This is a genomic window from Anabaena sp. WFMT, assembly GCF_051781005.1.
In the GTDB taxonomy this organism is placed as follows: Bacteria; Cyanobacteriota; Cyanobacteriia; order Cyanobacteriales; family Nostocaceae; genus Anabaena.
The window spans coordinates 278,893-302,583 of sequence record NZ_JBPWOA010000032.1; the positions used below are offsets into that span (position 1 = coordinate 278,893).

The 23,691-nt window shown below is 38.5% G+C and carries 21 protein-coding genes; 16 read left to right on the forward strand and 5 right to left on the reverse strand.

Features of this window, described 5'->3' with window-relative positions:
• The first annotated feature begins 20 nt into the window (after positions 1-20).
• Positions 21-1,760, forward strand: coding sequence for an ankyrin repeat domain-containing protein (locus ACSQ6I_RS21440; protein ID WP_438892297.1), 1,740 nt, complete (start codon positions 21-23; stop codon positions 1,758-1,760).
• A 176-nt stretch (positions 1,761-1,936) separates the two neighbouring features.
• Here the strand turns inward: ACSQ6I_RS21440 and ACSQ6I_RS21445 are convergent, their stop codons facing one another.
• Entirely contained in the window at positions 1,937-3,016 is a 1,080-nt protein-coding gene (locus ACSQ6I_RS21445; protein ID WP_438892298.1) for a hypothetical protein, read from the reverse strand.
• 147 nt (positions 3,017-3,163) lie between these two features.
• A complete protein-coding gene (locus ACSQ6I_RS21450) occupies positions 3,164-4,147 on the reverse strand; it encodes a hypothetical protein (protein WP_438892299.1) in 984 nt (327 codons plus the stop codon).
• 459 nt (positions 4,148-4,606) lie between these two features.
• Between ACSQ6I_RS21450 and ACSQ6I_RS21455 the strand changes: the two genes are divergently transcribed.
• The 8 genes from ACSQ6I_RS21455 (at position 4,607) to ACSQ6I_RS21490 (ending at position 15,230) form a co-directional block, all read left to right on the forward strand.
• Entirely contained in the window at positions 4,607-5,362 is a 756-nt protein-coding gene (locus ACSQ6I_RS21455) for a winged helix-turn-helix domain-containing protein (RefSeq protein ID WP_015213781.1), read from the forward strand.
• 53 nt (positions 5,363-5,415) lie between these two features.
• A complete protein-coding gene (locus tag ACSQ6I_RS21460; RefSeq protein ID WP_438892300.1) occupies positions 5,416-6,759 on the forward strand; it encodes a sensor histidine kinase in 1,344 nt (447 codons plus the stop codon).
• A 26-nt stretch (positions 6,760-6,785) separates the two neighbouring features.
• On the forward strand, positions 6,786-7,454 hold the full coding sequence (gene phoU, locus ACSQ6I_RS21465; protein ID WP_438892301.1) for a phosphate signaling complex protein PhoU: 669 nt from the start codon (positions 6,786-6,788) through the stop codon (positions 7,452-7,454).
• A 233-nt stretch (positions 7,455-7,687) separates the two neighbouring features.
• Positions 7,688-8,287: a Crp/Fnr family transcriptional regulator gene (locus ACSQ6I_RS21470; RefSeq protein ID WP_438892302.1), complete on the forward strand. Its 600-nt coding sequence runs from the start codon at positions 7,688-7,690 to the stop codon at positions 8,285-8,287.
• A 737-nt stretch (positions 8,288-9,024) separates the two neighbouring features.
• Positions 9,025-10,629: an iron uptake porin gene (locus ACSQ6I_RS21475; RefSeq protein ID WP_438892303.1), complete on the forward strand. Its 1,605-nt coding sequence runs from the start codon at positions 9,025-9,027 to the stop codon at positions 10,627-10,629.
• Between the two features lie 318 nt (positions 10,630-10,947).
• Complete coding sequence (locus ACSQ6I_RS21480; protein WP_438892304.1) at positions 10,948-12,582, forward strand: iron uptake porin; 1,635 nt, start codon at positions 10,948-10,950, stop codon at positions 12,580-12,582.
• Between the two features lie 431 nt (positions 12,583-13,013).
• Positions 13,014-13,706, forward strand: coding sequence for a conjugal transfer protein TrbI (locus tag ACSQ6I_RS21485; RefSeq protein WP_438892305.1), 693 nt, complete (start codon positions 13,014-13,016; stop codon positions 13,704-13,706).
• 285 nt (positions 13,707-13,991) lie between these two features.
• Positions 13,992-15,230, forward strand: coding sequence for an S-layer homology domain-containing protein (locus ACSQ6I_RS21490; protein ID WP_438892306.1), 1,239 nt, complete (start codon positions 13,992-13,994; stop codon positions 15,228-15,230).
• 172 nt (positions 15,231-15,402) lie between these two features.
• Here the strand turns inward: ACSQ6I_RS21490 and ACSQ6I_RS21495 are convergent, their stop codons facing one another.
• Positions 15,403-16,755, reverse strand: a complete 1,353-nt coding sequence (locus ACSQ6I_RS21495; protein ID WP_438892307.1) for a GAF domain-containing sensor histidine kinase — start codon at positions 16,753-16,755, stop codon at positions 15,403-15,405.
• Positions 16,756-17,236: 481 nt separating this feature from the next.
• On the opposite strand from ACSQ6I_RS21495, the gene ACSQ6I_RS21500 reads away from it, so the two are divergent.
• Positions 17,237-17,554 (forward strand): DUF3155 domain-containing protein, encoded by a 318-nt coding sequence (locus ACSQ6I_RS21500; RefSeq protein WP_015213790.1) that lies wholly within the window; start codon positions 17,237-17,239, stop codon positions 17,552-17,554.
• Positions 17,555-17,978: 424 nt separating this feature from the next.
• Here the strand turns inward: ACSQ6I_RS21500 and ACSQ6I_RS21505 are convergent, their stop codons facing one another.
• Positions 17,979-18,515: a cofactor assembly of complex C subunit B gene (locus ACSQ6I_RS21505; protein WP_438892308.1), complete on the reverse strand. Its 537-nt coding sequence runs from the start codon at positions 18,513-18,515 to the stop codon at positions 17,979-17,981.
• A 137-nt stretch (positions 18,516-18,652) separates the two neighbouring features.
• Between ACSQ6I_RS21505 and ACSQ6I_RS21510 the strand changes: the two genes are divergently transcribed.
• Both ACSQ6I_RS21510 and serS read left to right on the forward strand, forming a co-directional pair.
• The gene (locus ACSQ6I_RS21510; RefSeq protein WP_438892309.1) at positions 18,653-19,222 is read left to right on the forward strand and encodes a DUF3611 family protein; all 570 of its coding nucleotides are present in this window, start codon (positions 18,653-18,655) and stop codon (positions 19,220-19,222) included.
• A gap of 339 nt (positions 19,223-19,561) precedes the next feature.
• Positions 19,562-20,842: a serine--tRNA ligase gene (serS, locus tag ACSQ6I_RS21515; protein ID WP_438892310.1), complete on the forward strand. Its 1,281-nt coding sequence runs from the start codon at positions 19,562-19,564 to the stop codon at positions 20,840-20,842.
• 142 nt (positions 20,843-20,984) lie between these two features.
• On the opposite strand, the gene ACSQ6I_RS21520 is transcribed toward serS, so the two are convergent.
• Entirely contained in the window at positions 20,985-21,299 is a 315-nt protein-coding gene (locus ACSQ6I_RS21520) for a hypothetical protein (protein WP_438892311.1), read from the reverse strand.
• A 315-nt stretch (positions 21,300-21,614) separates the two neighbouring features.
• Here ACSQ6I_RS21520 and ACSQ6I_RS21525 point away from each other — a divergent pair, with 315 nt between their 5' ends.
• The 4 genes from ACSQ6I_RS21525 (at position 21,615) to ACSQ6I_RS21540 (ending at position 23,564) form a co-directional block, all read left to right on the forward strand.
• Positions 21,615-21,824 carry a hypothetical protein gene (locus ACSQ6I_RS21525; protein ID WP_438892312.1) on the forward strand — a complete coding sequence of 70 codons (210 nt, stop codon included), beginning with the start codon at positions 21,615-21,617 and terminating at the stop codon, positions 21,822-21,824.
• A gap of 550 nt (positions 21,825-22,374) precedes the next feature.
• Positions 22,375-22,884, forward strand: coding sequence for a CDP-diacylglycerol--glycerol-3-phosphate 3-phosphatidyltransferase (gene pgsA, locus ACSQ6I_RS21530; RefSeq protein WP_438892335.1), 510 nt, complete (start codon positions 22,375-22,377; stop codon positions 22,882-22,884).
• Between the two features lie 120 nt (positions 22,885-23,004).
• Positions 23,005-23,241: a hypothetical protein gene (locus ACSQ6I_RS21535; RefSeq protein WP_438892313.1), complete on the forward strand. Its 237-nt coding sequence runs from the start codon at positions 23,005-23,007 to the stop codon at positions 23,239-23,241.
• Positions 23,242-23,300: 59 nt separating this feature from the next.
• The gene (locus ACSQ6I_RS21540; RefSeq protein WP_438892314.1) at positions 23,301-23,564 is read left to right on the forward strand and encodes a hypothetical protein; all 264 of its coding nucleotides are present in this window, start codon (positions 23,301-23,303) and stop codon (positions 23,562-23,564) included.
• The last annotated feature ends 127 nt before the right edge of the window (positions 23,565-23,691 follow it).

Genomic DNA, 23,691 nt, shown 5'->3' on the forward strand with positions numbered 1-23,691 from the left:
ACATCAGTTAACTTAGACAAATGATGCAAATTCATATTGATGCACAACAGGGAAATATAGCAGGAGTCGCACGTAAAATAGCCAATGGTGTGGATATTGACCGTCTAGACGAAAACCACCTGCAAACACCATTAATGTGTGCAGTTAGTAGCGACAACGCGGGTATTGATATGATTAGCTTCCTCTTGGAACATGGCGCAAATGTGAATGCTATAGAACAGCGAAATACTGTACTTGGGTTAGCCGTGCAGTCAAGAAATCTGGAAAAAATCCAATTTATTCTAGATGCTGGAGCAAATATTAACTATCAAACAGCAGAAGGATATGATGTCTTAATTGATGCTATGCATGGTCAAGATATTGATATTTTGCAAGATCAAGACTTAATCTCAACTTTAAATTTACTCATTTCTAGAGGTGCTGCTGTTAATGGCATGAATAGCTATGGTGAGACTGCAATTAAAATAGCTGCTCGTATCGGCAGATTTGATGCTGTCAAATTGCTATTGAACGCAGGTGCTAATCCAGAGCAACTGGAATGGACAGAATTAATGCACGCTATAGTTTTTGGCAGCTTCGAGCAAGTCAAGTTATTGCTAGAGCAAGGAGCAGATCACAATGTGTATGATTGTTGTGACAGAACCCCTTGGTTATTGAGTATTCAGGTTGGTGAACTACCTAAAGCCAAGTTACTCCTAGCTGCGGGAGCAAATCACAATGATGGTGAAAATTGCGGACAACCGTCGTTAATGTATGCGATAGAAAATAATAGGCTCGAAATCCTACAGTGGCTAATTGTAGAAGGATTTGATATTGAAGCCACTGATGAATTTAATAATACTGCGTTAATAATTGCATCTGAGTATGGTGCTACAGATTGCTTTAGAACTCTACTAGAAGCTGGTGCAAACCCTAGCAGAATCAACAATTTCAATTACAAAGCCATTGAGATAGCTATTAATCTAGAAATTGTCAAAATGTTAGTTGCATCTGGTGAAGATTTGAATGATATTAATAAAGATATGCAGCGATGCTTGCGGCAATTGCAGCTATCGCCCACCGGAATTGAAAACAGCAAATTATTACTATCACAATTATCTCCAGAGGAATATTTTGTCGGCAAACATCCGCGCTTTGGTAAAACAAATCCAGAATTGATAAAAATCCCTTTTTGGGAAGCGATGATTTATGAGAGTTGTTCTGCTTATACAGCAAAAAATATTTTTAAAGATACAGGAAATTGGGAAAGTAAAGTATGGTGTTACGATAGATTTGGTAGAACCATTACAGAATTACCAGATGGCAGAATTGTCGAAATTGCTGGCGAATATGAAGACTACTATAATCCTGATTTTTGTATATATAACGATGTCGTAGTCTATCAAGGTGATGGTAATTTTCAGATTTTTGGTTATCCTCAAGATGTTTTTCCACCAACTGATTTTCATTCAGCTACGTTAGTGGGAGAATATATATATATCATTGGCAATTTAGGATATCTCGGTACAAGAATTTATAATGAAACTCCAGTTTATAGATTACATATCCACACATTTAAAATAGAAAAATTAAAAACAACTGGAGATAAACCAGGATGGATCAGTGAACACAAAGCTTACTACACAGAACCAGGTAAAATACATATTACTGGCGGTAAATTGTGTGTGATTGGTAATGAAAAAATAGAAGATTATATAGATAACTCAGTTGATTACGTCTTAGATTTAATCAACTTAACTTGGAGTCGTACAACTTTTTAAAGAGGGTTTGCTGCTCTTTTGATGTAATCTGACTTTTCACTCTATCTCGCTGTTATAGCGGTATGCACTTCAGTGAGATACAGGGGTGGGGAAACCCCACCCTCGATTGTATTGCATCCGACCGATAACCGCTATAATTTTCTTATAGCATTATAAAAAAAGCAGTAGAGCCGGAATTATTTATTTTTCACCTGACTTTTAGCCTGTTCTAAGGCTATCTCTTTAATAGCTTGATATGAATTCACATTTGCAGTTCCTTCAATTGCTTTGACAGCCAAATCCTGAACTTGTTTAAGAGCAGATTCTAACTGTTTAGACAGGTTTTGTAATCGAGTTTCCTGATTAGTAATCGTCAATTCTAAAGATTGTAACCTTTGTTCATAAAAACGCTTTTGTCCTTCTACTTCTTTAGCATTTAAATCGGCTTTTACCTTAGCTTGATAACTAGCAATACCTTTACCCTCTTCAGTCGCTTTTTTAATTGCAGCTTCTTTATCTTTCGGGAAAGCCTCTACCTTAGTTTTCAATTCTTCAAATTGCTTTTCTCGTTCAGAAATTGCCTTTTCCCGTTCAGTCCATTGTTTTTCTGTTACTTGTTGCAAGTCTTCCAGTTGTTTATATAAAATTCTCTGCTGCTGTTCATATTCATCACTCGCTAATTTACGCTGGAGTTCTAAATCATATTTATACTCTGCTGCGTCCCGTTGTCGAGTTCTGTTGAGATTATCATTCCGTTCTTTAATTGTCCGTTGATGTTCCTCCTGTTCTTTTGTCCAAGTATTCCTCAGTTCTAATATTTCTTGCGATAAAACCTCATAGCGTTCACTATATTCCTCATGATAAGCTTTTTCATTCTCATCATAAGACTCAATTAGAGTATCTAAAATATTTTCAGATACTTCTAAGTTATGAAGTTGGGATAATTGTTGAATTTCAGTTGTCACAGATTCCCCAATTTCTGCTAACTTAGAAGCTTTTGTACTAAGCTGTTCCGATAATTCATTTGCTGCACCACCAAAACCTAGCTGAATTTTCATCAAGCTTTCAATAGTATTATTCATTTTTTGTTGAATGCTAGTAGGCTGATTCATAACTGGTTTAGATTCTGCTTTTGGTTTTTCTTGAGATACAGATTTAGTTTCTTTTTGTGCTTGGGATAGTTCAGTTTTGAGAGCAGATTGTTCTTTAACTAACTCTTCATAAGCCTGAAGAATTTCCGCTTTTGTGTTTTTATCAGTTGGTTTTTTTGCCACCATAGTTAACCTCTCCAAATTTCAGAATATCTAACCTAAAAATTAGCTAACTTGCATAACTAATAGTTCTAATTTTCTTGTAGTGTGGGCATCGCAAGCTCACTGTAAGACCTGTCGAAGTTTTGCACGCCCAAAACTCTGCAAATTTACTTATTTAGAATTTGAACTATCAAAAGCTCTCATTGCCAAATCTTGCGCTTGTGTAAGTGCGGTTTGAAGTTGAGCAGAAATACCTTCAATTTGCTGAATCTGTTTCTGAATTGTTTCTTCCAGAGATTGAATTTTAGCTTCATAACTCTGTTTTGTAGATTCCCATTCTTTCTCAAATAAATCAGCTTCAACCTTTGCTTTTTGGCTAGTGTCTTTAATTGCATCTTCTCTAGATTTCTTAATTGCTTCTTCCAATTCAGTAGGAAATGCAGCTACTTTTTGTTGATATTCAGTCAATAGGGGTTGACGTTCAGTGAGAATTTTTTCTCGTTCTGACCAATCTTTATCTTTCTGTTGGGTATTTTCTTGTATTTCCAGTTCTAATTTGCGTTTTCTGGACTGATACGCATCTGTATTGAGTTTGTGATTTGTTTCTAATTTATATTGATATTCCTCTTGTTCTTGCTGACGTTCTTTAACTAATAATTCAGTATATGCTTGCAGTTTTTCTGCAAATTCAGTCTGCTCTTTTTGCCATTCTTTCCGTTTGAGAGTAACTTCTTTTTCTAATGATTCTCGTTTATTAGCCGTATCTTGTTCTAAAATTTTTAACTTTTCTTGATGTTCTTGAGTAAAAATATCTAATGTATCTGCGACAACCCTAATTTGCTGTAGTTCTTGTAGACGTTGGGTTTCAATTTCTATAGCTTGATTGAGTTCATCTAATTTAGAGTTTTCTTGAGCTAATTTTTCAGAAAGTGCATTAACAATGCTACCAAATTCTAATTGTAAATCAGCTAAACCTTTAACAATACTATCAACGGTGTAGGTAGAAGCTGCTGTTAAAATTTCTTGGTTTTTGGCTTTTTCTGCTTCCTCTTGTTTCGTGGCTATTTTTGCTTCTAGTTTTTTTCTTTCTGCACGAATTTGTTGAAATGCCTGTACTAGTTGTTGTTTGCTGTCTTTGATTACACCTGCGGTCATATTTCAACTCCCGAAAATAGGTAATGATTAAGTGATGATTAAATGGGTAGAACAATATACATTAAGGTATACCCTATGCAGACATAAGATTAGCCCTTTAAACAGCGTTTTTAATGCAGTATAAATACTGAAAATAGAAATGAAAGCACACCTTGTCGTCAAGAGCTATTGCGGTCAAGCTTGCTCTGCAAAGTACACTTATAGTAAGTTTGTACTAAAATCATATCTCAACTAATTTGTGATTGTCAAGACAGAATTTAACTCATTGAGGATAAATCAGGATAAATATGCAAAGTTCCCAAAAATACTTTGTCGCTAGTAGGCAATGTGATTTATAGTATAGTTATTTTGTTATATACAGCACAATCTACCAAAAATAGATCCACTCGAAATAAATGTGGATTGTCGGCAGTTCAAGGATTATCGATATAAGTATAGTTTCAAAACCCTGTGTTATCAATGTATACCAGCGAATTAACTAAGTATTCTGCCAAAACGGATCTTGGACAAACCAGCCGCATTCTCGTAGTGGAAGATGAAGAACTCATCCGGGAAATGCTTGTTGTGGCCTTAGAAGAAGAAGGGTATGGAGTGATCACTGCTACTGATGGACGAGCAGCTATAGAATATCTCAAAAGCTGCGAACCCAATTCCGGAGAATTACCCTTTGATTTGGTGCTTTTAGATTTGATGCTGCCGCAAATTAATGGGCTGGATATCTGTCGTCTGTTGCGTCATCAAGGCAACTCAGTCCCAATTTTGATGTTAAGTGCCAAAGGTGGCGAAACTGACCGGGTGCTGGGTTTAGAAGTGGGAGCAGATGACTACCTGACTAAACCATTTAGTATGAGGGAATTGGTGGCTCGCTGCCGCGCTTTACTGCGCCGTCAACAACGTTTAAGTATTGTGCCGCAAATTCCAGTACTGAAGTATAAAGAGATTAGCTTAAATCCTCAAGAGTGCCGAGTGTTGGTTCGTGGACAAGAGGTAAATCTGTCACCTAAAGAATTCCGCTTGTTAGAACTGTTTATGAGTTATGCTCGCCGGGTATGGTCACGGGAGCAACTGCTAGATCAGGTTTGGGGTCCAGATTTTGTCGGTGATAGCAAAACTGTGGATGTTCATATCCGCTGGTTACGGGAAAAGTTAGAGGAAGATCCCAGTCATCCAGAATATATTGTGACTGTGAGAGGTTTTGGCTATCGGTTTGGCTAATTGTTGAGGATAGTTGTTAGTTTTTAGTAGTTACATAGCAACTAACTACTCAAATGCTTTTATTAGGATTTTTTCTTGGTTTGATGGTCGGTATTGGGTTCTTACTTTGGCAACAGGTGCAAATGAACGGCTATTTGGAGCAAGTACTCCAGCCTTTAAGTTCCCATTCTGCTAGGATAGGGTTGCCTTTGCTGCCACGCTTACGGCAAGAAATGTCAATGGTGAAGCGCCAAAGGCAAGATTTGCAGTTGTCGTTGGAAACTTACAAGGAATTACTTGATTTTGCACCTTTAGGATATTTGCAAGTAGACGAAGAAAATCAATTGCTCTGGTGTAATCAGCAGGCGCGGGAAATTTTGCATCTGCAAAGGTGGCAACCAGGACAGGTGCGCTTGTTGTTAGAGTTGGTAAGGTCTTATGAACTTGATCAATTAATTGAGCAAACTCGTGATTGGCAAAAGCCCCAAGTGCGAGAATGGGTTTTTCACCCGTCTCGTGAAAATGCTACAGCCATGTTGGAGTTAAAGCCTTTGGCTTTACAGGCTTCTAGTTTACCTTTGGTGGCAGGACAAGTGGGGGTATTTTTAGAAAATCGTCAACCATTGCTAGATATGAATCAGCAGCGCGATCGCTCTTTTTCTGATTTAGCTCATGAATTGAGAACTCCTCTGACTTCTATTCGTTTGGTAGCTGAAACTCTCCAATCCCGCTTGGAACCACCTTTGGATCGTTGGGTTAACCGTTTGATGCAAGAAGTTGATCGGTTGATTAATTTGGTGCAAAGTTGGTTAGAACTGACGCAAATGGAAACAAATTCCACCATGCAATTGCATTTAGAAACGGTGGAAGTGCGATCGCTCATCGCTTCCGTGTGGGAAACTCTAGAACCACTTGCAAAAGATCAAAATCTGAATATTTCCTATTCTGGTCTCGAAAACATATGCATTCAAGGCGATAAATCTCGTATTTACCAGGTATTTGTCAATTTATTGGATAATAGTATCAAATACAGCCCCCCAGGGACAACTATTCACATTGAAATTAATATTATCTCTGTTAATGAGTTACTTAAAAGCGATGCCTACAGCGATCGCAACTCTCAAATCGTAGAAATCAATATCATTGACTCCGGTATTGGTTTTGCTGCTACAGATTTACCCCATGTCTTTGAGCGATTTTACCGGGGAGATAAAGCCAGACATCATGAGTCACTTCCTCAAGGCCAAGCGACAACAGCAATTACTGGTAGTGGTTTGGGATTAGCGATCGTCCAGCAGATGATTATAGCCCACGGTGGAGAAATCAAAGCCATGAACCATCCAGAAACAGGTGGCGCTTGGATGCAAATTCACCTACCAAGGATCATGGCAAACTCACCAAAGCAAGATTATAGTTAAAAAAATACAATTTTGAGATTAAAAGTGTGAAAGCTGTTATTCATGATTCCAATTTTGAAAAGTCACAGCCAGCACGCGCAGTTAGGCGTTTAGAACGCGATGTATTGCGTATGGGAGCTTTGGTAGAACAATCATTTCGCCTCAGTCACCAAGCATTATTTGCCCGCGATTTAACAGCAGCTGAGGAACTCCCCCGACTAGATAAAAAAATTGACCGCTTTTATAGACAAATAGAATCTGACTGTACATCAATCATGACACTACAAGCACCTACGGCTCAAGACTTACGCTGCTTAAGTGCCTATATGCAGTTAGTCAGAGACTTAGAACGCATTGGCGATTACGCCAAGGATTTAGCCAAAATCGCCATTAAAATATTTCCTTATCCATCTCATGATACTTTACCAGAGATTGCATTGATGTCTCACCATGCCCAAGCAATGTTAGCAACTAGCTTAGTGGCTTTAGCCGATTTGGATGAGGCCAGTGGCAGGCGTATTAAGTATTTAGATGATGCTGTTGATAACGCTTATGATCGTCTTTATCAAATATTAGCATATCAACGAGATGTTCCAGGAATAATTGAACCAATTCTGCTCTTAACATTAGCAATTCGTTGTCTAGAACGAATGGCAGATCATGCTACTAATATCGGTCAACGAGTAGCATATATTGTCACCGGTCAACGTTCTTAGTATTTAAATTGGTTGTTGTTGTGTTGGGCGTAACTTGTCCTAGTATGCTGTCCTCACATTTACATCCTTACCGTTAGAGTTTTTATCGGTTTTAGTTAAAAGCTAACCTATTCTTAAACTTTTACTATTACAGTAAATGAAAGATAACTCAAAAATATCTAATGCCCGTTGACCATTAATCTGTTTATTTGTCAGAATACCTCATTTAAATTTTCTACCCATCTAACATAAAAATGACGTATTCTACCAATCAAGCCCTAAAATCTCCTGAAAATAAACAATTTCCCCAGCATTTATTCACCCGTCGGTCAGTAATACCCATCGGCAATGATGTTTTATGGCGTATTGATCGCGGCATAGTTCGTACCTCAACCTGGAATGAAGATGGAGCATTTATCACCTTGGGTTATTGGGGCTTGGGAGATATAGTTGGCTATCCTTTATCCAAAGTCAAACCTTACCAAATTGAATGTTTAACAAGTGTCGAGGCAAGCATTGTTCCTCCTCATATCTGGCATGAAGATATCCAGGCTTTATTATGTCACATTCAACAAGCCGAACAACTTATAAGCATACTACATCAAAAACCAACTTCCCGAAAATTGTGGCAATTTTTAGTGTGGTTAAGTGAAAAATTTGGTCGTGACTTAAAACAAGGTAAACTAATTGATTTAAATGTAACTCATCAGGATCTATCAGAGGTACTAAACACAACTAGAGTCACAGTTACACGACTATTGCAAAAATTTGAAGAAGAAGGAAAAATATTACGTTACAAACGGAGTATTGTTCTGAACTTACCACCCACATTAACTAGAGGACAGGGAGATTAGCCGGGAGCATATCACCTTTGCAAATATGGCTTGAGATTCTTTCCTTTCCTTTGGAACGCTTTGCGAACACAACACTAATCAAAAGCTTCACTACGTTGCCTATGGTTAACGCTCTCGTCAGAGAGAAAGAATTGCATAAGTGCTTTTACGAAAGTGAGAAGCTCCCGACTAGCGCTTTCTAGTGCAAGTCCCTAAGTTATTAATTATGAATACTATATATATATAAAGCCTAAAGCTCAGTTGTAGCTTATATAAAGCTTTCAATATCCAGATAATTACATTTCATGGCGAATTGGAGTCATATTTGTGTTTCAGCTGCTTAGGCTTCTAAACCATCTAGCTTAACTACAACAGCGACCTCATAAAAACGTTTCCTCCATCCTAATACTTCGCCAGATTTGCACAAACAGAACTATAAGCAGTCAGCTAAAACCTTCTGAAATTCGGTCTTCAGAAGTATTAATCTTTGTCGAAGATGTCTAATGTCATCTGGTATCCTTCCACGTCTTTATAACTTTATTAGAATTTAGTTTTTTTCCATACCCCATACTCCTTACCCTCTGTGGGTTCTATCACCAAACTTAGTTTGATAGGTCAAAAATTAACAAGGGGGGTTGTGCTAACTATGATAAATAATGTATAGTCATTACTGAAACTTTGTGAGTGAATTCCCTTAAGTTTAAAAGGGCTTTATCATCACTTTGATTTTTTTTAAGTGTGTGTGAGAGAGTAAGAACATGACAAAACTATTTTGGAATATCCTGAAGGTAAGTCCAGTTATTGCAGCGACCTTTTTGTCTGCGAACAGTGCTTTAGCTGCTGAAGTTAACGAACAAGCAACAAGCGTTGCTCAGTTATCACAAGAATCAAACAGCATCGGTCAAGTAACTTCCGTTTCTCAATTTTCCGACGTACAACCCACAGACTGGGCGTTTCAAGCTTTGCAGTCTTTGGTTGAGCGTTACGGCTGTATTGCAGGTTATCCCAACGGTACATACCGTGGTAATCGTGCTTTGACCCGGTATGAATTTGCAGCTGGTTTGAATGCCTGCTTAGACCGGGTTAACGAACTGATTGCTACAGCTACCGCTGACATGGTAAACAGAGAAGATTTGGCTACCTTACAGCGTTTGCAAGAAGAATTTTCTGCTGAATTAGCAACTCTGCGCGGTCGCGTTGATGCTTTAGAAGCTCGTACTGCTGAATTAGAAGCCAATCAGTTTTCCACCACCACCAAGTTAAAGGGTGAGGCTATTTTTGCTCTGTCCAATGCTTTTGGTGATGAAAGAGCAGGTGGTGGAGACTTACAAGACAACACAACTTTCTCTGACCGGGTGCGGTTGAGCTTAGAAAGCAGCTTCACGGGTACAGATAAGTTACAAGTCCGTCTACAAGCTCGGAATAATATCCAATTTGATGGTGGTAGCACTACTGTTGGGAGTGAGAGACCTAATGTAACTGGCACGAGTATGACTCGTCTTGGTTTTGATGGTGACAATGGTAACAACGTTGAAGTTGACCAGTTGAACTATGCCTTTAACTTTGGTGAAAATATAAGAGTGAAAGTTGACGCTGTTGGTGGAGACTTTTACGACTTCTTCAATACCTTTAACCCAGACTTCAGTAGCAGTGGTAGCGGTGCATTATCTCGCTACGGTCGTTTCAGCCCCATCTATCGCCAAGGTGGTAACACTGGTTTAAATGTCCAGTTTAATCCCAAGGGAGCCATTAGTTTTGGTGTTGGTTACTTAGCAAACGAAGCTAGTAGTCCTGAGGCTGGTGAAGGCTTATTTGACGGTAACTATGCAGCACTAGCTCAATTAGAATTCAAACCCAGCAATAGGTTGGGTGTTGGTTTGACCTATGTACGTAGTTACTATGGTTCTGGTGAGCGTATCTTTGATAGCACTGGCAGTAGTTTTGCTAACAGACCATTTGGTTCAGGTGAACCTACTTCTTTAAACAACTACGGTGTAGCTGCTAGTTTTAAAGTCACTGATAAAATCACACTTAGTGGTTCAGGCGGTTACTCTGACGTACAATCAGAAACAACTGATAAGAGTGCTGATGTTTGGTACTGGGCAGCTACTTTAGGTATCAAAGACATTGGTAGAAAAGGTAACACATTGGGTCTGATTTTTGGTCAATCACCTAAAGTTACTAGTGTTAGTACTGGTAATAGTGCAGATACAGATACTTCTTATCACTTAGAAGGTCTGTACAAGATGAGAGTTTCCGACAACATTCTTGTTACCCCTGGTTTGTTAGTGATCTTCAATCCTGAACACCAGAACAACGATACTATTTACGTTGGTACTCTGCGTACTACCTTCAGCTTCTAATTTGAGTAATAGACATCTGGTAAAAATTAAATGTGCATTTACTAGAACCCTTGTATAGAAGTTCAATGTAACTTCTATACATTTTTTTCCTCAGATGTCTAATGAATTAATTATGGCTCTTGCTTTATTTTTATGGTGATTGAGAAAAGCATAATCATCCCACCCTCGTAATTTGGCTAAGGGACTTCCAAATAAAAAAATCCCCTAAATTTATGTTGGGTTAGCAAGGTAGTCCGTAAATCGCCCTACGTTTTTTTTGGTAATTTATTATTTGGTGTTCCCTAAGGTATTGTTAGGTGTGTGTGAGAGATTAAGAAAATGACAAAACTATTTTGGAATATTCTAAAGGTAAGTCCAGTTATTGCAGCTACCTTTTTGTCTGCTAACAGTGCTTTAGCTGGTGAAATTAACGAACAAGCAACAAGCGTTGCTCAGTTGTCCCAAGAATCAAACAGCATTGGTCAAGTAACTTCCGTTTCTCAATTTTCCGACGTACAACCCACAGACTGGGCGTTTCAAGCTTTGCAGTCTTTGGTTGAGCGTTACGGCTGTATTGCAGGTTATCCCAACGGTACATACCGTGGTAATCGTGCTTTAACCCGGTATGAATTTGCAGCTGGTTTGAATGCCTGCTTAGACCGGGTTAACGAACTGATTGCTACAGCTACCGCTGACATGGTAAACAGAGAAGATTTGGCTACCTTACAGCGTTTGCAAGAAGAATTTTCTGCTGAATTAGCAACTCTGCGCGGTCGCGTTGATGCTCTAGAAGCTCGCACTGCTGAATTAGAAGCAAATCAATTCTCCACCACCACCAAATTGAAGGGTGAGGCTATTTTCAGCGTGTCTCAGGCATTTGGTGATAAGCAAGCTGATATCACAGATGGTAACGGTGATAACGACGACTTAGATAGCAACACAACTTTTTCCAACCGCGTACGCTTAAGCTTAGAAAGTAGCTTCATGGGTACAGATATGTTGCAAACCCGTTTGGAAGCGAAAAATATCATCGAAAATGATAGCGTTACAGGGACTAACATGACCCGTTTGGGTTATGACGGTAATACTAATAATAATGTCAGAATTGATAAAGTAAACTACGCGTTCAATCTGAGTGACAAAATCCGTGTCAAAATTGACGCTGTAGGTGGTGAGTTGAATGAAAACGTCGACGTGTTCAACCCCGACTTTAGAAGCAGTGGTTCAGGCGCTCTATCTCGTTATGGACGGTTCAGTCCCATCTATCGCCAAGCTGGTGATGGTGCTGGTATAACTGTTAACTTCAGTCCTAGTGATAAATTTACCTTTAGTGCAGCTTATTTTGCCACAGGTAGAAATGATGCCGCTAATCCAGCTGCTGGTGACGGTTTATTCGATGGTAGTAACACTTTTTTCGGTCAGTTAGCATTCAAGCCCAATAAAGCTTTCAATGTCGGTTTAGCCTACGCTCGGACTTATCAGAATGTTGGTGACACAAACTTATTTGGCGATACAGGAAGTTTCTTGGCAAATGGTGTTGTGAATGGTAACGGCGCTCCTGTCCCAGTTGTATCCGACAACTACGGTTTACAAGCTACCTTCCAACCCAGTTCTAAATTGACTCTTGGTGGTTGGGTTGGTTACTCCAAAGCAAACAACGAAGTTGGACCTGAAGAAGCAAGTATTTTTTATTGGGCTACTACTCTGGGTGTGAAAGACTTTGGTAGAAAAGGTAATACGTTAGGTTTAATCTTTGGTCAACCACCTAAAGTTACTGACATATCCAATTTTCCTGCTGGGACTGTTAATCCAGATGAAAACGGCACTTCATATCATGCAGAAGCCCTCTACAAGATGAAGATTTCCGACAACATTATGATTACCCCCGGTTTGTTGGTGATCTTAAATCCTGAACACAACGATAGCAACGACACTATCTATGTAGGTACTTTACGTACTACATTCAGCTTCTAATTTGAGTGATGAATTATTAGCAAAGTAGGCGTTTCTTCTGTCCTACAATTTTAAACCCGCCCAATGGCGGGTTTTTGTTTGCACATTATTAGCTGTTTATTTGCTGGATTTAACTATTTCGCCGTAAGTCCCTACTGATTCGGAGTACAAAATTGAAGTGGGGGACTTACGGCGGGTGATTATTTCGTTCCCAGTCAGAGACTGGGAATGCTATCACAGAGGCTCTGCCTCTATCGTCACAGAAGGCAGAGCCTTCTAGAATTCATTCCCATACTCTGTATGGGAACGAGAAACGAGAATACAGAGTATGAAAACGAGAAGGGTAAAACCTGAGTGTGAGTGTCAATAGGTTTTTTCCTGAAGATAACAAAAGAAACTATCCTACTCAATTCACGTCTTCATAGATATCACAAGTTATTGGAACCTACCTTATGAGTCGTCTTATGCGTTGGAAATCTAGCACTGCTGCACTTATGGCAATGGCAATTACTACAGGTGCAGTTACCCCCTTGTTTGCCTTTGCTCCTGCTCAAGCACAATTCAATCTTAATCAATCTCGAAATACTACTATTCCGGCAAATGTCACCTTACCTGTTACCTATGAAAAAGAGAAGGTAATTGTTAAGCCTGGAGAGACATTACCTCTAACTCTGACAATAGCTAATGATATTATTGATAGCAACCGAAATGTTTTGATTCCGGCTAGAACTGAAGTGATCGGAGAATTACAACCAGTCAATTTAAATAGTAGTTATTCGAGAAATAGAGATGATGTAAATAACCAAGGTGTACGCTTTGTAGCAAGAGAATTAGTATTTTCTTCAGGGCAGCGGCAGCAGATTTATGCCAATTCTAGAACTATTACTGAGACTGAAAGAATCTCCGAGGGAAGTAATACTGGACAGATATTAACTGATGCTGCTATTGGTGCAGGTGCTGCTAGTGTGATTGCATTGATTACAGGTAACAAGAGAATTGAGATTTTGGAAACTCTTGGTGGTGGTGCAGCAGGCGCTTTAGCAAGTGTGCTGATTCGGAAAAAACAAGCTGATGTCTTTGTTCTGCGACCAGAATATGATTTAGATATCACACTTGTGTCCAATTTAGTACTCTCTCGTTACTAGACTTAATGTAATTGAAGTCGTGACTTTCATTAATCTAGAATAGCGATCGCCACTGTAAATATTGTGTGCGATCGCTTGCTTTTATATCCTCAGTAATATTTACTGTATTACTAAAGTCATATGCACCTCTATTCCTAAAGTCCTATTTATCACGATTGCCAAAGCTACAAGTAAAACTATTGACAAAATATAAGAAACATAGGGAACTGTTTAATGTCAAAATTGTCTAGGTAGTTAACAGAACAGTTAACAAAAAGAACACATAATTTTTACAGGGTAAAACCAATGTTAAATTTAAATCGTTTGCAATCACAAACAGCCTTACTGATGGCTTTGAGTGTCACAGTTGGTACTGTAGCTCCCTTAATCACAGCTACACCCTCCTTAGCTCAAACTAGTTTTTCAGATGTCTCATCTAACTACTGGGCATCACAATTTATTCAACAATTATCACAACGGGGTGTAATTGCAGGATTTCCTGATGGTACATTCCGGCCAGAAGAACCGGTCACACGCGCTCAATTTGCCGCGATGATTAACAAGGCTTTTAACAAGTCAGCACAACGGCAAGCAATCAATTTTAACGACGTACCCAGTAATTATTGGGCATACAGCGCCATTCGGCAAGCCTACACCATCGGTTTTCTATCTGGATATCCAGGCAATGTCTTCAGACCTAACCAAGCTATTCCCCGCGAACAAGTTTTAGTTTCCCTGGCTAACGGTTTGGAATATGCTGCTACTAGTAATGTTGAAAGCACTTTGGGATACTTCAACGATTCCGCTAGTATTTCTAGCTACGCTCGCACTCCCATTGCTGCGGCAACAGAAAGGTCTATTGTAGTCAACTATCCTAATGTTAACTTTCTCAATCCTGGTGTTACCGCTTCTAGGGCGCAGGTAGCAGCTTTTATTTACCAAGCATTGGTGAGTTCTAATCAAGCTACAGCAATTAACTCACCTTATATTGTTGCTCTTCAAACCACTCCACCACTAACATCTATCACCATTCCTCAAGGAACTACTATTCCCGTCAAGTATGAAAAGGCAGAAAAAATTCTTGTCACCAAAGATGAAACTGCACCTTTAACTTTGACAACATCACAAAATGTGATTACCCAAGATGGTGCGGTAGTGATTCCTGCTGGTAGCCAGGTTATAGGTGAACTCAGACCGGCACAGGGTGGTTCTCAATTTGTGGCTCAGAAATTAGTTTTGCCATCCGGTCAACAATATAACATTAGTGCAACTTCTAATGTGATCACCAAAACTGAAACTGTGAGAAAGGGAACTAGCACTAGTTCAATTATCAAAAATACCGTATTGGGTGCAGGAGCAGCAGCAGCGGTATCTGCGGTGACAGGCGATCGCGCTATTGCCACAGAAGAAGTGCTAGGAGGTGCTGGTATTGGGGCGCTAATTGGTCTTTTCTTTGGTAAGAGCAGCGTTGATTTAATTGCTATTGAACCCAACACTGATTTACAAATGACAATTAATCAAAACCTGTTAATCTCCTACCAATAACAAATAATGTAGAGACGTTTCATGTAACCTCTCTACAAAGATAGGACTTACGCACTCAGCCAAGTTGATAACGACGGTAGAATAGGCGTTTCAACTTCTGGAGAGATTCTTCGCTGCGCTCAGAATGACAGTTTTCCGTTTCAGTGCGTGAGTCCTGAAAGAAACATCTCTACTAGCGTTTAACTTCAGGTAGCCAAATAATAAATTTTGTTCCTGGGTTTGGAAGTGAATTCATGTTTGAGTTAAATGCAGGGCTGAAAACCTCTATTTCACCTTGCATTTGTTCTATTAATTGTTTTGCGATCGCAATTCCTAAACCTGTACCGGGAATTTCTGTTTGTGCTTGTACACCTCGGTAATGTCTTTCCCCCAGATGTTCTAAATCTTCCGGTGGAATACCAGGTCCATTATCACTAATCGCTATTCCTTGAAAATTAGTTCTTTTTTGCCCTGCTTGAATCCAAATTTTACCGCCAGCGGGGGTATACTTTAAAGCATTATCAATAATATTACTCAAAACTTCTTGTAATGCTTTGATATTAGCTCTTACCAACGGTAAATTTTCAGGAATATCTGCAATCAAATCGAGATTGCGTTCTTGGGCAATAGCTTGAGTCGATATTAATAATGGTACTAATAAATCTGTTAGTGAGCAATCAGTTACCTTTTCCCCTGTTCCCGGCAATAATAGCAGTGGCTTGGCATCTTTTCGTACAGATGCTTCCACAACTTGAGATTCTCTAAGAGAAATTGGTCTTAAATCTGCCTCACTGAGGTCAATTACTTGATCAAACTGTTGCAGCAATTCTTGCAAGCGATCGCTCTCCCGGACGATACTAGTTGCTACATCCCGATTAGTATCTCCTGGTCGCAGTCGCTTAAATAGCAGTTTACCAAAAGTGCGGATAGCGGTTAAAGGGTTGCGAAACTGGTGCAAAAGATTATCTAATAAATCCCGTTGTGCTTCCTGGAGAATTTGTTGCTGATGTAACTGCTGCTCCAACCAAGCCCGACGTTGATCTAAAATACAAGCGATCGCTATAGTTTGGGCTATCCGTTGAATTTCTCTTTCCTCCCCTTCATCCCAGGCTCTGTCCTCCCTCCCTGTCACCAACAATCCCATCATCACACCCTCATAGATCAGCGGTAAAACAATTTGATTACCACAGAACATCTCTTCATCTTCTAAATTGGGTTGGGCTGTATCTGTACTTGCAGATTCCTGTAAAGGAGTAGGAGGTATTGATCCTGCTGTCAGTAACTTCCCCCGCTGATTTGGTAATCTCAAAACCGAATCAGATTGTATTTGCTTACCTAATGCCGCCTCTGCTAATTGCTCCCTTTGCCTTAATACTGAAGTTTCCGGGTAAACAACCACCGGAATTAGTTGTGCCTCACCCGTAGAAGTTTCTACTAATTCTTGTGTTAAATATACAACACTCAAAGACGCTCCCAGTCCTTGGGTTAACAGCGATATTTGCTCTCGACACAGAGCAATAAAATCAGAACTGGCAGACATTAACATTTTTTAGTTTTTGCTCAGAATTAAGGACTAGTACAAGAAGGCAGGAGGGAAGAAAGCAAGTTATATCAGATTTTTCAGCTTTTTTCACTAGATAGTTCTTTTTTCCTATGCTCCACTAGCAGAGAAAATGAAAAAAGACGCTAAATTGTTTACTATCTCATTTTATCAAGCTTACCTAAATCTTCTCATTAATGCTTTATTTCCGGGAATGATATTTTTAGTCAAGCATAGCGAAAAGAACTATCCGGTTAGAAAGGTTTACTCATTTGTATCAAACTACCTTTCTTCCCTTATAACTCCTGTTTTCTGCCTCCTGCCTTCCCACACAACCTAGTAATATTTTTTCTAAAGTTCAAACAGATAAATTTTGTTGTATCAAAACATTAAAAGCGCTTGATTTTTTAAACTACAACTCATATAATTACGACGGGTTTTGTAGCTATGACTACAATCTTTTAGCTTGAAAGAGGAGGACAATAGGTTGGCAAGGAGACGTAAACGGAAAAGTCGTCGTCGCCAAGAAGGACGACGGATTTTAGAACACGTGCCTCAATATAGCATCGAGAGTGGCGAAGATAAACCTGTGACAGCAGCGAGAAAATTCATTCAAGCTGAGGGTATTTTGCCTCCTGCCTTGCTACTTGTAAAAAGAAACGAACACACCACAGACCGTTATTTCTGGGCTGAAAAAGGTCTGTTTGGCGCTCAATACGTAGAAGAAAATCATTTCTTGTTTCCCAGCTTGCGAGTTTTGGAACCTCCTGCTGGTCAAGAATTAGTGGCTGTGGGCAGTCGCTAACATCTAAAATGAGCCTCTTCCGCATTAAATCTGACTTCTGACTCTGACATTAATTAACTGGCAAAATTGCTCAGTTTATGCAAAAATTCAATTTTTTTTAAGTTTGTAGCTGAACTGCCAGTAGAGCTTCTCCAAATTGGAACATCAACTCCTTTGCAGCCGACTCAGTTGCCGGAATTGATATCTAGTATGCTGATGCAGCAGGGAGTAGCAACAGAGATAAACGCATTTACAAGCATTTTAATCGTGTTATTATGATTTGGATTGCCAAGACCCTCTGTCAACCAATCTAAGATTTTCCCTACGACAGAAGTCGTAAGAAAAACTGCCAACGCTAGATTTGTTTTGCCTCCTCCCTACTGTTCCGTTTTTTCAACAGTCAGTCAGAAGTCCGCACTTCATCATTAGGTGATTGTCTTAGCAACTAAGTGAAATCAACCATCTCTAACTGTAAAGCCTTCTGTAACTCAGCAAGTTCATCTCGATGGCCAATCACAGTTATTTTACTTGAGGAGTGTTGTTCCCTTTGGATTGATTCCATTTTGAGTGACACTTTCTCAAGTCTTCCAGATTTTTGCCAATAAAATATACCACTTAAAGGTGACAGCAGCACTAAAGAAAATAAAAATGGACTTTGACTAGAAAAAAGTTGAGCTAAAACTAGTGATAGACAAGCAAAGCCAACAGCTGCTAAAAAAGTCAAAAATATAGCTAAAAACCAACTAGGTCTGACAAACCCTTCAAAAGTCACTTGATTCTTTTCTTTATCTACAGATGTCACACGATAGGATCGGGATAAAAAATACTCTTTCAACTGGCTCATCAAAGCGGCTTCATCTTGCTCAGATATTAATTGCGCTCTTTCTATGCGGTCTTTAGTAGAAGCGCGAATAAAAAAGAATAGCCCCACCGATAACAACAAAGTTAGCAGGAACGTAGATGGCACAATAGCAGTATCCATAATTAATTGTTACTTTTTGACTGGATCAGACTTACTTATTATCAATTATTATTGATGAGGATTGTCAGGATTTTAAGCGTATACAATAATTGTTTTTTAGTAATCCCCAATCCCCAGTCCCCAATCCCCAGTTTTTTATGTCACAAAACTCCGAAACCCCATCAACTAATCTCCTTGCGATCGCTAAACATTTTCGCTTGGCAGGTTGGATTAGTCTATGGATTCAACTAGTACTGGGTGTCATTTCTGGGATTATTGTTTTATTATTTGCCATCTTTAGTCAAAGATCAGGAAGTCCTAATAACAATCCTGGAACTGGATTTGGTGTATTTCTGGCTATTTGTGGACTGGTTGTTTTAGGTGTGGGAATTTACTTAGCCTATCGTTACACCACAATTGGCAAAAAATTACAATCACCCAATCCTAGCAATCGCCCACGTAAACTCGAAACAGTGCAAGTTTTAAGATTGGGGCTATGGGTGAATTTAGGAGGAATCCTGGTTACTCTATTAGGAGCGCAAGCGATCGTCGGTACACTGGTAGCCAGGTCAATATCTCCCCAAGCCGTAACTACCCAACTATTCGACCCTACGCGGATTATTAGTGGTTTAGATATGCTCGTAGTTCAAGCAAACACAAACACCATTTCAGCCCACTTTGCAGGACTGCTTGTGTCCCTATTTTTACTAAATCGCATTACCAAGTGAGAATTTCAGAAAGAAATGATATAACAACTTAGAATCGACCAAAAACAGCCAATAAATGCTAGATTTTAAACAAATTTCTCTTTCTCGTTCTCATACTCTGTATGGAAATGAATTCTAACAAATTTCTCGTTTTCTCGTTCCCATACTCTGTATGGGAATGAATTCTAGAAGGCTCTGCCTTCCTTTTGTGACAGATTTAGGCAGAGTCTTGTGATAGCATTCCCCAATCAAAGACTGAGAGCGAGATATGGTAAGGATTTGGGTTTAAGTTGACAATCATGAGCATTGCGCTAAACCCCTACTATTAACAATTGACAACTAACAACTGACAACCAAAAAATGCTGGATATTAAACAAATTAGAGAAAATCCTCAACTCGTACAAGACAAGTTGAACAGTCGTAGTGGTAAATACGACATTCAGCCCATATTAGATTTGAGCCAAAAACAGCGGGAATTAGAAACAAAACGCAATGAACTCCAAGCCCGTAGCAATGAAATTGGTAAACTAGTCGGACAAAAAGTAAAATCTGGTGTTAATCCTCAAGATCCAGAAATTCAAGCTTTAAAAGACGAAGGAAACACTCTCAAAACCACATTAAGCGAATTAGAACCCCAGGAAAAAGAATTAAAAGCCCAAATTCAAGAATTACTCTTAGCACTTCCTAATTTACCCAGTGATTCTACACCCATTGGTACAAGTGAAAACGATAACGCAGAAGTGAGAAAATGGGGAGATGAATATATACCCCAAAACCAGAATATTGTACCACATTGGGAAATTGGGGAAAAATTGGGAATTCTCAATTTTGAAAGAGCCGTAAAAATTGCCCAAAGTCGGTTTGTGAGTTTGATAGGTGCGGGTGCAGCTTTAGAAAGAGCATTAATTCAGTTTATGCTTTCTAAACATATTGAAAATGGGTATATAGAAGTTAGTCCACCGTTGTTAGTAAATACTGATTCCTTAACGGGAACAGGACAATTACCAAAGTTTGCAGAAGAAAGTTTTAAATGTGCAGATGATGAATTGTGGTTAATTCCTACTGCGGAAGTTCCGGTAACAAATTTTTATCGGGGGGAAATTATTAACGCGGAAGAATTACCAATTTATCACTGTGCATATACTCCATGTTTTCGTCGAGAAGCTGGAAGTTATGGACGGGATATGCGGGGTTTAATTCGGTTGCATCAATTCAATAAAGTGGAGTTAGTGAAATTAGTAAAACCGGAAGATTCTTTTGATGAATTAGAGAAATTAGTAGGAAGTGCAGAGAGTATTTTACAAGCTTTAAAATTGCCTTATCGGGTGATTAATTTATGTACTGCTGATTTAGGTTTTGGGGCAACAAAGACCTATGATTTAGAGGTGTGGTTGCCATCTTCTGGGAAGTATCGAGAGATTTCTAGTTGTTCTAATTGTGTTGATTTTCAAGCACGAAGGGCGGATATTCGGTTTAAGGAAGGGGGGAAGAAAGGGACGCAATTTGTGCATACTTTAAATGGTTCTGGTTTAGCTGTGGGAAGGACTATGGCGGCGATTTTGGAGAATTATCAGCAACCAGATGGGACGATTAAAGTACCGGAGGTATTGCAGGTTTATTTGGGTAGGGAGGTGTTGTAAATGCAAGAAATTAGGACTGATAATACCTTGAGATAACATCCTAAGATATCAAGAAAAATAATGTATAATCACCCCTGTACGGGTGATTATAGAGAAAAACTATTTATTAAGGTAACTCAATATCATCGATCAATTGTTCGTCTTATGTTTCAAACCATAATGATGTTGGAAATTTTTCGGCGGAAATTACAATGCCAAGATCAAATTTAATTGCTCTATTTATCTTAGGCATAATTACTGTTTCATCTAGTATTTCCCAAATTGGATCATACTCAACAATATCTATTGCACCATTTCCGTAAGAGTAAAAAGCTGTCATCATTTCTAATCCGTCTAGTACAGCTTCAAGATATTTTTTTTCCGTGAAATTCCAGTTACTACAAGAAGATAATATATTCGCTTTCTTTTTTGCAAAATTTTCTGCTTCTACAATCGTAGCCATATCATCTTGAGCCATTTTTTACCTCTGACAGTTGAAATTATTCTATATTATATCAATATCAATGCTAAATCAGCTATGAGCAGTGCGATCGCTCATCTCGTAGAGTGCGTTAATCAAATGTAATGCACCGTTTTCTATTAATATTTAACTGTCTGAATCAGGATAACCAGGATTAACAGGATTATATTTGATGTTGATACTCTGGAATATTACAATTAGCGCAATTTATGAAGATGTAGATTAATATTCATAAATCATCCTGTACATCCTGATTCTGACAAAAAGTGATTATACATATTATAATTACATTATAATCCTAGAGATAAAACTATGACTATTGAACAAGCAGTTTTAGAAAACTTGCGGGAATTGCCAGCGGATAAACAACAAGAAGTTCTGGATTTTATTCAACTTATCAAACATAAATTACCAGCAAAAAAACGCCGTACTCTTCCTGATTCTATCGCTGGTAAAGGTAAAACATTGGGTGATATTGTTAGTCCTATTGTTAACGAAGAAGAGTGGGATTGTCTGAAGTAATTGTCCTTAGACATCGCTAAATTACAAAAATTGACGCAGTATTGTTTTTTTGTATAATTAATATGCTAATTAATTAGTTAAATTAATTATGAGAACACTAGCCTGTAAATGTTGGGTTTCGTTCCTCAACCCAACCTACGTAATTTTATTTTTTGAGCTTAACTGATAAGTGTTGATTTCTGAAGATGTAGATTAATTTTAATAAAATATCCTGTACATCCTCAAATCCTGTGCATCCTGATTCTGACAAGAAAATTAACTGTCAGAATCAGGATATCCAGGATTAAAGGATTTTCAGGATTATATTTGATTTTGATATTATGGGATATTTGGATTAATGCAATTTCTGAAGATATAGATTAATTTTAATACAACATTCTGTAAATCCTCAAATCCTGAGCATCTTGATTCTGACAAGAAAATTAACTGTTTTAACTACTGTTCGGTTGTGGGGTAGTATTAGCATGGGAGTTGAAGTTAGAGTTGTGCGTTAAGTGTAAATCAAATGTAACGCACTGCTTTCGATATTGATATGAATAAAAAAATGCAAATGAATTTACCTAACTGGATTACTTTGTCTCGACTTTTGGGAATACCATTTTTACTTTATGGTTTATACAATCCCACTAATGAAGCTAAATGGATATGTTTAACTATATTTTTAATTGCAGCTTTGACTGATTGGTTAGATGGTTATTTAGCCAGAAAACTTAACCAAATTACTGATTTAGGTAAATTTCTTGATCCTTTAGTAGATAAATTGTTGGTACTTACACCGTTATTGGTTTTGGTGGAATTAGGAAAAATACCAGCTTGGGGAGTGTTTGTGATTTTAGCACGGGAATTAGCGATCGCAGGTTGGCGAGTTAATCAAACCACCATCACTGGTGCAAATATTTGGGGTAAACTCAAAACAGTCAGTCAAATCATAGCCATATCACTATTAATTGCACCCTTATCACCAGCTTGGCAACTGCCCTCATTAATTGCCTTTTGGGTGTCTGTTACTTTGACTGTGGTATCTGGGATAATTTATTTCATACCCCCAAAAATTAACTAATGCCCAAAAAGCCAGGCTAACTTACCTTTGTTGTGTTGATTTATTAAATCTGAGACAAGAACTCGGCACAAACTGGAAATTCATGAGAATATAAAGAAAATATTAAATAATTAAAAACTCATGATAACTGCCAAATTGATCCAACAGCTTTGGGCTATAATTGAATCCACACAAGTCAGCACTCTGCTCCAGTTTGACGATACCGCCTTAGTACAGTTGCTAATACAGCAACTAACAGTCAAGCAGAGTCTGGACGCTAAAGAAACTCCTAGCATTGATACTTACATCAAATCTAAACTGCCCCTAATTCGTGATACAGCTGAAAGCAGAATGTCTTTTGGGCAAGGCAATAATTAGCACAACTAACCAAATAGTTATTCATTGCCAAACATATCTCTAAGTCTAAACAGTATAATATGATTAATCACTGGCTAAGTATTGCCCTAGTAGCTTATCTAATCGGAGCGGCGATTGAAGGGGTTAGTGCAGCCGGTCATCTATCTCAGTCAACAACAGATCTAAATAAAAGTACACAAGAAAATCCTCAAGAGTCTGGAAATTCTCATGTTTATAGTTGGCGAATTATCGCTGCTATTGCCTCAGTAAGTGTCTGTGGAGCTTTTTGCTGGCCTTGTCGTTTGCTGCACCGTTCACTTAAAGACGGTAATGATAGTTTTTAAAATAATTCGCAATTCATAATACCGCTATAACTAAAACAAGTTAGGTAATTTTGAATTAAGTTTTGTAACGAAAATTTAAACCCCACCGCAAAATTTGCCATTTTTAGTTAACCCCCCAGAATTTATT

Excerpts from the sequence above, each read along its gene's own strand:
- ACSQ6I_RS21445 (WP_438892298.1), bottom strand. The coding sequence starts at position 3,016 with ATGGTGGCAAAAAAACCAACTGATAAAAACACAAAAGCGGAAATTCTT.
- ACSQ6I_RS21475 (WP_438892303.1), top strand. The coding sequence starts at position 9,025 with ATGACAAAACTATTTTGGAATATCCTGAAGGTAAGTCCAGTTATTGCA.
- ACSQ6I_RS21460 (WP_438892300.1), top strand. The coding sequence starts at position 5,416 with ATGCTTTTATTAGGATTTTTTCTTGGTTTGATGGTCGGTATTGGGTTC.
- serS (WP_438892310.1), top strand. The coding sequence starts at position 19,562 with ATGCTGGATATTAAACAAATTAGAGAAAATCCTCAACTCGTACAAGAC.
- ACSQ6I_RS21450 (WP_438892299.1), bottom strand. The coding sequence starts at position 4,147 with ATGACCGCAGGTGTAATCAAAGACAGCAAACAACAACTAGTACAGGCA.
- ACSQ6I_RS21525 (WP_438892312.1), top strand. The coding sequence starts at position 21,615 with ATGACTATTGAACAAGCAGTTTTAGAAAACTTGCGGGAATTGCCAGCG.
- ACSQ6I_RS21455 (WP_015213781.1), top strand. The coding sequence starts at position 4,607 with ATGTATACCAGCGAATTAACTAAGTATTCTGCCAAAACGGATCTTGGA.
- ACSQ6I_RS21490 (WP_438892306.1), top strand. The coding sequence starts at position 13,992 with ATGTTAAATTTAAATCGTTTGCAATCACAAACAGCCTTACTGATGGCT.
- pgsA (WP_438892335.1), top strand. The coding sequence starts at position 22,375 with ATGAATTTACCTAACTGGATTACTTTGTCTCGACTTTTGGGAATACCA.
- ACSQ6I_RS21505 (WP_438892308.1), bottom strand. The coding sequence starts at position 18,515 with ATGGATACTGCTATTGTGCCATCTACGTTCCTGCTAACTTTGTTGTTA.
- ACSQ6I_RS21510 (WP_438892309.1), top strand. The coding sequence starts at position 18,653 with ATGTCACAAAACTCCGAAACCCCATCAACTAATCTCCTTGCGATCGCT.
- ACSQ6I_RS21535 (WP_438892313.1), top strand. The coding sequence starts at position 23,005 with ATGATAACTGCCAAATTGATCCAACAGCTTTGGGCTATAATTGAATCC.
- ACSQ6I_RS21440 (WP_438892297.1), top strand. The coding sequence starts at position 21 with ATGATGCAAATTCATATTGATGCACAACAGGGAAATATAGCAGGAGTC.
- ACSQ6I_RS21520 (WP_438892311.1), bottom strand. The coding sequence starts at position 21,299 with ATGGCTCAAGATGATATGGCTACGATTGTAGAAGCAGAAAATTTTGCA.
- ACSQ6I_RS21480 (WP_438892304.1), top strand. The coding sequence starts at position 10,948 with ATGACAAAACTATTTTGGAATATTCTAAAGGTAAGTCCAGTTATTGCA.
- ACSQ6I_RS21495 (WP_438892307.1), bottom strand. The coding sequence starts at position 16,755 with ATGTTAATGTCTGCCAGTTCTGATTTTATTGCTCTGTGTCGAGAGCAA.
- ACSQ6I_RS21485 (WP_438892305.1), top strand. The coding sequence starts at position 13,014 with ATGAGTCGTCTTATGCGTTGGAAATCTAGCACTGCTGCACTTATGGCA.
- ACSQ6I_RS21540 (WP_438892314.1), top strand. The coding sequence starts at position 23,301 with ATGATTAATCACTGGCTAAGTATTGCCCTAGTAGCTTATCTAATCGGA.
- ACSQ6I_RS21470 (WP_438892302.1), top strand. The coding sequence starts at position 7,688 with ATGACGTATTCTACCAATCAAGCCCTAAAATCTCCTGAAAATAAACAA.